Source organism: uncultured Gimesia sp., assembly GCF_963972345.1.
GTDB lineage: Bacteria > Planctomycetota > Planctomycetia > Planctomycetales > Planctomycetaceae > Gimesia.
In genome coordinates this window covers 1-11,264 of the sequence record NZ_CAXAVM010000220.1, presented here as the reverse complement: position 1 = coordinate 11,264, position 11,264 = coordinate 1, and the positions used below count along the sequence as shown (strand labels likewise).

General features: G+C 50.4%; 9 protein-coding genes. 8 read left to right on the top strand and 1 reads right to left on the bottom strand.

Going from position 1 to position 11,264, the window contains the following annotated elements; translation table 11 throughout:
• The 4 genes from AACZ40_RS24930 to AACZ40_RS24915 form a co-directional block, all read left to right on the top strand.
• On the top strand, positions 1–299 hold a 299-nt coding region (locus AACZ40_RS24930; protein ID WP_339676270.1), incomplete at its 5' end, for a hypothetical protein.
• Between the two features lie 424 nt (positions 300–723).
• Positions 724–1,242: a hypothetical protein gene (locus tag AACZ40_RS24925; protein ID WP_291180088.1), complete on the top strand. Its 519-nt coding sequence runs from the start codon at positions 724–726 to the stop codon at positions 1,240–1,242.
• 165 nt (positions 1,243–1,407) lie between these two features.
• Positions 1,408–2,895, top strand: coding sequence for a sulfatase (locus AACZ40_RS24920; protein WP_291180091.1), 1,488 nt, complete (start codon positions 1,408–1,410; stop codon positions 2,893–2,895).
• Between the two features lie 110 nt (positions 2,896–3,005).
• The gene (locus AACZ40_RS24915; protein ID WP_291180095.1) at positions 3,006–3,698 is read left to right on the top strand and encodes a DUF1080 domain-containing protein; all 693 of its coding nucleotides are present in this window, start codon (positions 3,006–3,008) and stop codon (positions 3,696–3,698) included.
• 90 nt (positions 3,699–3,788) lie between these two features.
• On the opposite strand, the gene AACZ40_RS24910 is transcribed toward AACZ40_RS24915, so the two are convergent.
• Positions 3,789–5,543 carry a proline--tRNA ligase gene (locus AACZ40_RS24910; protein WP_291180098.1) on the bottom strand — a complete coding sequence of 585 codons (1,755 nt, stop codon included), beginning with the start codon at positions 5,541–5,543 and terminating at the stop codon, positions 3,789–3,791.
• Positions 5,544–6,036: 493 nt separating this feature from the next.
• Between AACZ40_RS24910 and AACZ40_RS24905 the strand changes: the two genes are divergently transcribed.
• The 4 genes from AACZ40_RS24905 to AACZ40_RS24890 all read left to right on the top strand — a co-directional run.
• The gene (locus AACZ40_RS24905; protein WP_291180101.1) at positions 6,037–7,008 is read left to right on the top strand and encodes an HD domain-containing protein; all 972 of its coding nucleotides are present in this window, start codon (positions 6,037–6,039) and stop codon (positions 7,006–7,008) included.
• A 4-nt stretch (positions 7,009–7,012) separates the two neighbouring features.
• Positions 7,013–9,289, top strand: a complete 2,277-nt coding sequence (gene rnr / locus AACZ40_RS24900) for a ribonuclease R (RefSeq protein ID WP_339676262.1) — start codon at positions 7,013–7,015, stop codon at positions 9,287–9,289.
• A 375-nt stretch (positions 9,290–9,664) separates the two neighbouring features.
• Complete coding sequence (locus AACZ40_RS24895) at positions 9,665–10,429, top strand: succinate dehydrogenase cytochrome b subunit (protein WP_291180107.1); 765 nt, start codon at positions 9,665–9,667, stop codon at positions 10,427–10,429.
• A 75-nt stretch (positions 10,430–10,504) separates the two neighbouring features.
• Positions 10,505–11,264: FAD-binding protein (locus AACZ40_RS24890; protein WP_339676258.1), on the top strand; the 760-nt coding region annotated here is incomplete at its 3' end.

Below are 11,264 nucleotides of genomic sequence, written 5' to 3'. Positions count from 1 at the left end.
CAGCTGAAGTGAAACAGCCGGGTAACAAGTCGGTCGCAGCAAAAGAGACTCACATTTCTGAGAAGTCTCCTGCGAAGGCACAACCGGAACTTGACGTGGAACCTTCCAAAATAAAAACGGTACTCTTTTTAGAGCCCGAAAAAGCCAATGGGCATCACGACTGGCTGCAGGGAGATACTTCCCGGATTTCCACGGTATGGCCACAAGGCCCAGAAACAGCGGTTTCTGAACCTGCAGGTACTGAACAGCAGGAAAAGTCTGAAACTGACGTCACGTTTCGCAAAATAATTTCCGAATAATGGCTGATTTGCACGTAGTAAAAGAACACTGACCCGACAAGTCAGTTAGTCGAGCTGGCTTGCTCAACCATCTACTCTTGCGAACCGCTTTCCTTTCTGCCTTGTCTTAAGAAAAGCCCTGTTATTGTCCAGAAATGATGCAGTCTGGCACCAGACTGATGTCAGAGCGACCGCCAGATTGGCACTGTCGCACTCAGGAAAAAGAATGAAAAAGTGGTGTAAGTGCTTTTGTTTATGTGGCTTATGTTCATTTGTAAGGAAGCGGAGGCAGATTTGGCACATACTGTGCGGTAGAATTGATCCAGCGGGCTTTGAAATACGTTTTTCATTATTACGGAAATGCAAATGAGCCCTGAGGCGTTGATTTCCCATAAATTCAACCCAGCGATATTCACCATGAGATGGTGAAACGGGAGGTATTAAAATGATGATCCCTCGAATTCCTCAAAAAACAGTAAGACGGCTGATGGCCGCAGAAGGCTATCTGGAACTGGGAATGCCTCGACAGGCGCTCAGAGAACTGGATCAGATTACCGATCCGGGATCCCTAACTGCCTCGTATTCTTTTTTACGAGGGGAATCTTTGAAACGAGTCGGTCGCTACTCCGAAGCGATTCAACCTTTACAATATGCGGCAGATTTACTGCCGATCCCTCACAGCCAGCTTCCCTGGAAATCCCTGGGAGCCTGTTACCGCGAAAGCGGTCAGAGTGATCTGGCAGACAGTGCTGAAAAAACAGCCGAGGAAATTGCGGCAGAAGCCAATATTCATCTGCGATTTGAACCACTGGGATCTCAGTTCAATCCCGTGGTAAAACATCAGGTTCATCTGACCATTTCGTTTGAACCAGCCCCAGAGGAAGAACAGGCCGAAACAGACAATAATCTGTTTCTGGAAAACGAAGAACCGGAAGATTTTGGAATCGATCCAGATGTCGATTAATCTTCTCATTTTCTAACCATTGTTGTGTAATTGATTGACCAGGATTTGCTGTCCGAAATCCCGCCTCATGATTGAGAAGTCCGACCTGTTGTTGTACTGTAGAGTCTGCAGTGCCTGACAGGTCGAGGCCTGTATTTTCTAATTCTGATTGAGGTAGCGTGAATCATGCAGGTGCGATTTTCTTCCTGGCCCCATCTTTTTATTCTATTGACGATTTTTCTGCTGGCATCACTATTTCAAGCTGATCGCAGTGCAGCCGCTCCGCCGAACGCCGCCCCACCTAACATTGTCATGATTTTCGCTGATGATGTTTCCTGGAATGATCTGGGATGTTATGGCCATCCCTCTATACGAACGCCCAACCTGGATCGACTGGCCAAAGAAGGTCTGCGATTTGACAATGCGTATCTGACGATCAGCAGTTGCAGTCCGAGCCGCTGTAGTGTGATCACTGGTCGCTATCCGCACAACACCGGCGCCCCGGAACTGCATACACCCCTGCCGGAAGGCCAGGTTTTATTCCCGCAGTTATTACGCGATGCCGGTTATTATACGGTGATCTCGGGTAAACAGCATATGGGTAATTATGCGCTGACCGCCTTTGATTTCGTATCGAAAGGAAAGGGGCCGGGGCGCGAAGCAGACTGGGTTCCCATCCTGAAAGATCGTCCCAGAGACAAACCATTTTTCTGCTGGTTCGCCTCTGTCGATGCACACCGTGCGTGGCAGGCAGTCAAGGAATTCGAGCCCCATCAGCCCTCGGAAGTCGTCGTCCCGCCTTACCTGATTGACAGTGAAGAAACACGCCGCGATCTGGCTCAGTACTACGACGAGATCAGCCGCATCGATTATTTTACCGGAAAGATACTGGATGAACTGGATGCCCAGGGAATTGCTGATAATACGCTGGTAATGTTTTTCGCTGACAATGGACGTCCTTTTCCTCGCTGTAAAACCAGGCTGTATGACAGTGGCATCAAAACGCCTCTGATTGTCCGCTGGCCCGCTGCAATCAAAGCAGGTGGCGTGAGTAACAGCCTGGTCAGTTCCCTCGACATCGGCCCCACCTTTCTCGACCTGGCAGGTGTGTCTGCCGATAAGCGTATTCAGGGCGTCAGTTTTAAAAAAGTCCTTAAGCGACCGGAAGCGAAGGTACGTGACTTTGCCTTTGCCGAGCACAACTGGCATGTCTTCAAAGCGCACGAACGGATGGTACGATCCGGTGACTGGCTTTATATTCGCAATGCCTGGCCTGAACAGCGTAATCTGTGTGTAGAATCGATCGAATTTCCTTCAGGCGAAGTGCTCTGGGATCGTTTCAAAGCGGGTAAACTGAATGCGAATCAGCAGGACGTATTTTTAAAACCGCGGCCCCGCGAAGAACTGTATCGGGTGAGCGAAGATCCCTGTCAGTTTCATAATCTGGCACTACAGCCCGCACATGCTGCGGATCTGTCTCGTCTCAGGCAGGCCCTGGATCAATGGACTGTTGAGACGGGAGATACAATTCCCGAAAACCCGACGCCGGACAGGAACCAGCGTCCGGGTGAACCCAAGCCCCCTGAATTTGAACATCGAGAAATGCCCGGGGATGCGAAGCAGGCACAGAAGATCAATGCCCGCGGGCCGGTCTTGTCGACTTTAAATGATTGAGCAACTTTAACGGTCTGACAGGCGAATGTCGTTGAAACAGATTTTTTTAACTACTGATCACGAATGATTTACGAAGAACCATCAACATTGCGACTTTTGGGGAGAGAAACATGAAACGACATCAAGTTCCAGGATTAGCTGCAGCGATTTTGGCTGCTGTCTGTTTGAGCGTGAGCGTTCAGGCAGGATCAGGTTCCGACTGGGTAAGCCTGTTCGACGGGAAGACACTCAATAACTGGGTACAGCACAATGGAACGGCGACCTATGCGATTAAAGATGGCACCATCGTCGGGACCACTTCTGAAGGCAGCCCTAACTCATTCTTATGCACAAAGAAAAATTATGGAAACTTCGAGCTGGAGTTCGAAGCCAAGCTGTATAATAAAGAGTTGAATTCGGGTGTGCAGATTCGCAGCCAGCAGGTAAACGGCGATGGTCGCGTGAATGGGCCTCAGGTCGAAATCGAAGCCAGTGGAGAGAATGGTGCTGAAGCCGGATACATCTATGGTGAGTCGATCAAGTACGATGGCGAAGACAAAGGCATTGGCTGGATGACACCAGAAGATCAGCGTACTCCCCATAAGAATTTTAAGGATGGAGAATGGAATCAATTCCGGGTTGTTGCCAACGGACCGCGAATTCAGACGTGGATCAACGGAGAACAGATCTCTGACCTGACCGATGAGCGGGTTTATAAATCTCATCCGTCAGGATTCATCGGACTCCAGGTACACGGCATCAAACCAGGGACAGGCCCTTATTCTGTTGCCTGGAAAAATATTCGGATCAAAGAGTTGAAGTAAAACCAATCCGATTTGAAATGATTAACAAGCCGACAGAGTTCAAGCTCTGTCGGCTTGCTTGATTACTGACTCACAGAAAATTCCTCGAGTTCACTCAGGTACATTAGCCGCCCGGTACTCTTCGGCCTTGCGTGAATCCAGCGCTTCCAGAATGGGCGTAATACCGGCATCAATGGTTATCATTTCCGCATTTTCAGCAGTCCGCCATTTGGTTTCAATTTCACCGTTCTGCAACCCTTTGCCGCCGATGACGATGCGATAGGGAATGCCAATGAGGTCTGCATCTTTGAATTTGACCCCGGCGCGGGCATTGCGATCATCAAACAGAACATCAACACCGGCTGCTTTGAGTTCGTTGTAATAACGTTCCGCCGTCTGCATGACTTCCTCATCATTTGTGTTCAGCGGAATCACCAGGACTTCATAAGGGGCGATTGAAAGAGGCCAGATCAGTCCGTTATCGTCATGTCGTGTTTCGGCCAGACCTGCGACAATTCGATTCACGCCGATTCCGTAGCAGCCCATGATGATCGGATGTCGCTTTTCTTTTTCGTCCAGATAATTTGCATCCAGTGCTTCGGTATACTTGGTTCCCAGCTTGAAGACATGACCTACTTCGATGCCATGCACAATCGACAGTGGCTCCCCACTCTTAGGACAGGGGTCGCCGGCTTCCGCATTACGCAGGTCGTAAGTGGTCTCCAACTGGTAGTCGCGTCCCACATTCACATTCAGGTAGTGTGCGTCCGCTTCATTCGCACCGGTGATTGCGTTTTCAATGACGGGGATATCGTGGTCGGCGATGATTTTGCACTTGATGCCGACCGGTCCTGCAAATCCGGTGGGGGCGCTGGTGACTTGCTGGACAGTTTTGTCATCCGCTAACTCGACTGAGTTGGCAGACAGGGCCCGCCGGATTTTGCCTTCATTGGCTTCGTGATCGCCGCGGATCAGAACCGCCACGGGCTCGCCATCAGCCAGGTAAATCAGGGTTTTGATCATCTGGGAAGGTTCGCATCCCAGGAACTGGCTGACCTGCTCGATGCTTGTTGCCTTGGGAGTCGCTTTTTTCTCCAGGGAACCTGCGTTGCCGCTGGTGACAATCTCCGGTGCAGTGCGTCCGGTGTCGGCCCGCTCCATATTGGCAGCATATCCCGAAGCTTCACAATAGACGATGGAATCTTCGCCATTGTCAGAAGGGATCATGAATTCATGTGAGGCATCGCCGCCAATCGGACCACTTTCCGCTTCGACGGGCAGGTATTTCAGGCCGCAACGGGCAAAAATCCGGCAGTAAGCCCGATACATCCGGTCATAAATTTCATCAAGCTGTTCCACGGAAGAGCTGAAGCTGTAGGCGTCTTTCATCAGAAATTCACTGGTACGCAGGACACCAAAACGGGGGCGTTCTTCGTTCCGGAATTTTGTCTGAATCTGGTAGACCGTCAAAGGCAGCTGTTTATAACTGCTGATGCAATGACTGATCAGGTCGGTCACAACTTCTTCGTGGGTCGGGCCGAGCGCCATGGGAATCAATCGATTTCCACGGGGTACATTAAATTGAATCAGTACCGATCCAAAGGCTTCTTTTCGCTGAGTGCGTTCAAACAGTCCCAGCGGCTGAAGTGCGGGCATATGGAGTTCCGCGGCTCCGGCAGCATCCATTTCTTCGCGGATAATCTGGCTGGCTTTCTGAATGGCTTTCCATCCCAGGGGGAGGTAGGTATATGCCCCCGCCATTAACTGGCGGATCAGACCGGCTCTGAGCATCAGTTGATGGCTGGGAATCTCCGCGTCGGCGGGAACTTCTTTGATAGTGGGGATCAGAGTATTCGACCAGCGCACGTTATTTCCTTAAGTATTTGAAGAGGAATCGTTTATGACATAGATTACACGTCCCTGGCAGAGGCAGGACGTGCCCAGTATTCAGGGTCGCGTTTTTTAGATCGCGTCACCAGCAACCAAAGCGTCTCTCAATCTGATATACCCGGCCCAAATGATCCCGGATGATGATTCTGGAGACGCTTCAGTAAAACTGGACACAGTCTAGCAGAACCGATTCGTCTTCAAAAGGTTCGGACTTGTTCGGAGTAAAAATATTCCCGTGGCTCTAAGTACCATGAAATCAGTAGTTTGTTGCATTTCATCACGCAGGGGGGACACGTTTCACCGGTGAGCGACGGGGATCTATTCAGGCAAATGGAAGAGACTTTCAGAACGGACTGGTGTCGGACTTGTTGAGCTGGATGGAACGGCTTAAGATCGTTCTATTGTGTTTCTTAGCGAAACTTGAGATCGACAGCAGCGTTTTAAAAGTGATTCTGAAAGCCGAATCGAGATGTCTCGACAAAATATAAATCAACTCAAGGATGGTGATTCAGTCAATGAGGTTTATCTGTTAGTTGATAAGCAGTTACGTGCTAATCGTAACGCCAGTCTGTTTCTCTCAGTCGATTTGCGGGACTCGACTGGTGTGGTGAATGCCCGGATGTGGAATGTTGTCGAAGAGCGGATGCAGCATTTTCAATCGGGCAACTATGTGCAGGCGAAAGGCAAAGTGCATCTGTTCCAGGGAACCCTGCAGGTGATTTTGACCTACATTGAGCCGGTTTCTGCGGAAAACCTGGATCCGGCTGATTTCCAGCCTCAGGCACCTCAAGATGTACAGCAACTGCTGACGAAACTGCGTGAGATGCTGCTGGGAATCGAAAATAATGAAATCCGAACGCTGATGGAATGCTTCCTGGTTGACGAGGAGTTGATGGAAGAATTCTGCAAGGCACCTGCGGGTGTGAAAACACATCATGCCTACCATGGCGGGTTAATTGAGCATGTTGTCAATCTGATGGAGACCGCGCAGCGAATTTCTGACTTGTATCCCAAAGCAGATATGAGTCTGTTGCTGGCAGGGGTCTTTTTGCATGACCTGGGCAAAGTGCGTGAACTCGGATATGAAAACGAGTTTATCTATACCGATGAAGGGCAGTTGCTGGGACACCTGATTATCGGCGTTGAGATGCTTACCGAGAAAATTCGTGCCTACCAGGAGATGACCGGAGAATCGTTTCCGAAAGAAGCCGAGTTGCGTCTGAAGCATATGATTGTCAGTCATCATGGGACCTATGAGTTCGGCAGTGCCCGCTTGCCGATGACACCGGAAGCAGTGGCATTGCATCATCTGGACAATCTGGATGCCAAGGTGAATGAGTTTGCGAGATTCATCGATGATGATCTGAATTCCACATCAAACTGGACCCCTTATTCGCCCCGCTTGCAGCGAAAACTGTTCAAGGGAATAACCGAGGATTGAGGTGATGCCCGATTTTGAGAAGAAAATTCTCGATTATGTGAACAGAACCGGTTACACGCCGGTACGCGAAAAATCTCTGCTGAAAAAAGTAGGGGGCTCAAAATCAAATTTCCAGGAATTTGAACAGGCAATGGCCAGCCTGCGGTCCCGTAAGGAAATCCTGATTTCTGATTCCGGCCTGATCCGACCTGTCAAAAAGGAAGGCTGGATCGCCGGTACGATCAAGAAAACGAATTCCGGGGCCGGTTACCTGATTCCGCACCATAAGCCGGATGATATCGCCCATGACCAGCGACACGCCGGGGATCTCTACATTTCGGAACGCGATCTCGGTGATGCGCAGACCGGTGATGAGGTTTATGTCACCGCCCTCAATCGCCAGCGGAGTGGAGGACAGATCTGCGGTCGAGTCGTGGAAATTATCGAGCGGGCATCGACGACCTTTGTGGGAACCTATTTCGAAACCCAGGGAGAAGGTTATGTGCACGTGGATGGTAAAATCTTCAATTCGCCGATCCATGTAGGCGACCCGGGTGCCAAAGGGGTGCGTTCTGAAGATAAGGTCGTCATTGATATCCTGCATTTTCCGTCCAAAAACTACCTGGGCCAGGGGGTGATTTCCAAAGTACTCGGGCCGCATGGCAAGCCCGGCGTCGACCTGCTGTCGATCATCTATGAATTTGGAATTCCCCTCGATTTTCCAGAGGAAGTGCTGACAGAAGCACGCGAGCAGGCCAGCCTGTTTGACGAAACGAAACTCGGGAAACGACGTGACCTGACCAAAGAGACGATTGTCACCATCGATCCCGCGGATGCCCGTGATTTCGATGATGCGATTTCACTCACCCGGAATGAAAAGGGGCACTGGCTGCTGGGCGTGCACATCGCTGATGTGGCGCACTTTGTCAAAGAAGGCTCGCTGCTGGACCGGGAAGCCAAACGCCGCGGAACCAGTGTTTATCTGCCCGGCAGGGTGATTCCAATGTTACCGGAGATCATTTCCAATGGTCTGGCCAGTCTCCAGGAAGGACAGGTCCGGTTCACCAAATCGGCGTTTATCGAATTCACCCCGGAAGGAATTCCCGTTCATACCGAATTTGCCAACACTGCGATCAATGTGACGCAGCGGTTTGCCTACGAAGAGGTCCTGCCGATCGTCCAGGGGCGGGATGAACAAGGCAAGAAAGTTTCGCAGGAAGTGCGGGAACTGCTGAAAAACATGTACAATCTGGCGATGAAGCTGCGGGGCCGTCGATTTTCCGCGGGGGCTCTGGAGTTGCATCTCGCTGAAGTGAAACTGACCTTCGATGACAAACATCGTGTGACCGGCGCCGTGGAACGCGAGCATGATGAGAGTCATCAGATCATCGAAGAATTCATGCTGGCTGCCAATATTTCGATCGCAGAAGCATTTAATGACCGTGAATTACGGTTCTTGCGGCGGGTCCATCCTAAACCTGAAATGCCTCGCCAGCTGGCCTTTGCCGAATTTGCCAATGCACTCGGATTTACGCTGAATAAAGTTCAGAGCCGTAAAGATCTGCAGAAACTGGTGGATGAGGTCCATGGGACACCTGTGGAGCAGGCAATAAATTATGCGCTGCTCAGAAGCTTGAAACAGGCGGAATATACGGATGAAGAGCTGGGCCATTATGCGTTAGCCGTTGATCATTACTGCCACTTCACCAGCCCCATTCGACGTTATCCCGACTTGACCATTCATCGCATGATCGATGAAATCATCGAGCGACCGGAGAAAGGGAAAGGGCAGAGCCCGCAGGGGCTCCGTCAACTTGGACATGAACTTTCATTGCGGGAACGTCGCGCCGAAGCGGCGGAACGGGAGTTGACAAAGGTCAAGCTCCTGACCTGGATGATCGATAACAAGATCCGGACACTGGAAGCCATGATTACCGGGGTGGAAACCTTCGGGATGTTCTGCAGAGGGACTGATGTACCTGTGGAAGGGCTGTTGCACATCAGTCGTCTGGGAAAACATGACTACTTCCACCAGGACGTTCCCAAATTCAGTATTGTGGGAGAACGGACTGGTCAGGAGTATCGCGTGGGGGATCTGCTGACAGTCGAAGTCGAGAAAATCGATCTCGACCGTCGCGAGCTGGATTTTCGACTGCCTCGACCTAAAGAGTACGGGAACGCAAAAAAGCAGGAAACCGCTGCTCCCGGAAAGGCTGATCCTCAGGGTGCCCCGAAGTCAAAAAAGAAAAAGAATGTGCGGAAGGTCAAATCAAAGAAGACCAGAAAGAAAAAGAGAAAATAAACAGCATTTAATCAAGCGTAAGAGAGAACTTCGATTAAGTGACCGATGTAAGATTACAGGGCTCCCGATTCTGAAAAGGTAATCTCAGTTTCTGGAATTGAGCCATGGGGGCAGGAAGCGTGACTTGAAAATGGTCCCTCTGTTTCTAAAACACCGTGTATTTTGTAAAAGCATCCAAGTTTATAATTATGTAATGATTGATGTTCGAAGGCAAAGAAATATAATAACTTAAGTAATTTCTCCCGGTAAGAAGCAGTTCGCTTGTTTTCTGAAGGGGAACTGGACGATTGCCTGGCAGGCAGCCAATCGCATCCAATATATTTATCACAATCTTATTCATGGTTTGCCCGAGGGCAGCCGTGTGAGAGCTAGATTATGGTGACGAAATCAGCTGAGAAACAGCAACCTTCTCCCTCAGCCAGCGGTAAATCAGCGACAAAATGGATCATGACATTACTGTCCTCTTCGCTGGGTCAGAAGTTCGTGATGGGGATTACCGGACTTTTACTCTGTGGCTTTCTGGTCGTGCATCTGGCAGGGAATCTGCTCGTGTATGTGGGGGCCGATGCCTATAATACCTATGCCCACGATTTGCACAGTATGCTGCTGCTGCCGGTCGCAGAAGTCGGATTGTTTCTGCTGTTGTTTGCTCATATCGCCCTGGCTTTCAAACTGACGAGTGACAATCGCAAAGCGCGGCACATCAGCTATCATGAGAAACAGAGTAAGATTGAAGAGCCTCCCTCTTTTTTTGGAAAAACTCCCATGGGACGCACCAGTTCCTGGATGTTTCTTTCCGGCTCGATCATTCTGATTTTTCTGATCGTTCATATGATCGATATGAAACTGCACCTGAATCCCGCGGTGACTTACACGGTTGAAACACCAGAAGGTGTCATCGAAGCGGATCCTTATTCGATCATCGTTCAAGTGCTTGGCAGCTGGAGTGCTGCTGTTTATATCATTGGAACAATCATTCTCGGGTTCCATTTATCCCATGGGTTCTGGAGCGCGTTTCAGTCACTGGGGCTGAATCATCCCAAGTACACTCCCTGGATCAGGAAGTTTGCGATTCTGTTTGCAGCAGTGATTGCGATCGGTTTTGCCAGTCTGCCCATCTGGGGATTATTCATTCATTGATGTCTGAGATTCAGCTCTCTTTGAATTCAAACATTATTTTATAGTTCAACAGTTTCCGTTGTGAAGGTTTAGATCATGGCCGAGGCGGCTACCACGGTTTTAAATTCTCGTGTTCCTGAAGGGCCGATGGCCGAGAAATGGGATCGTTGCAAGAAGGAAATGAAGCTGGTTAACCCGGCGAACAAACGGAAGAAAAAAATCATCGTCGTCGGGACCGGTCTGGCCGGTGCCTCGGCGGCAGCCTCTCTGGCGGAACTGGGATATCAGGTTCAGTCTTTCTGTTTTCAGGACTCTCCAAGACGCGCACACAGTATTGCGGCACAGGGGGGGATCAACGCTGCGAAGAATTACCCCAACGATGGCGACAGTGTCTGGCGTCTGTTTTATGATACCGTCAAGGGGGGAGACTTCCGCAGTCGCGAAGCCAACGTGCATCGGCTGGCGCAGGTCAGTAACAATATCATCGACCAGTGTGCGGCCCAGGGAGTCCCTTTTGCCCGCGATTATGGCGGGACTCTGGCGAACCGCTCTTTTGGTGGTGCCCAGGTGTCGCGAACTTTTTATGCCCGGGGACAGACCGGGCAGCAGTTACTGCTGGGGGCCTACAGTGCCTTGATGCGACAGGTCGGCGCAGGGCGTATCCAGCTCTTTCCGCGACGGGAAATGCTGGACCTGGTCAAGATTGATGGTGTGGCGCGAGGAATTATTGTCCGCAACCTGATTACCGGCGAATTTGAAAAGTATTCGGCTGACTGCGTACTGTTGTGTACCGGCGGCTATGGAAATGCTTTTTATCTGTCGACGAATGCCAAAGGTTCGAATGTGACTGCTGCAT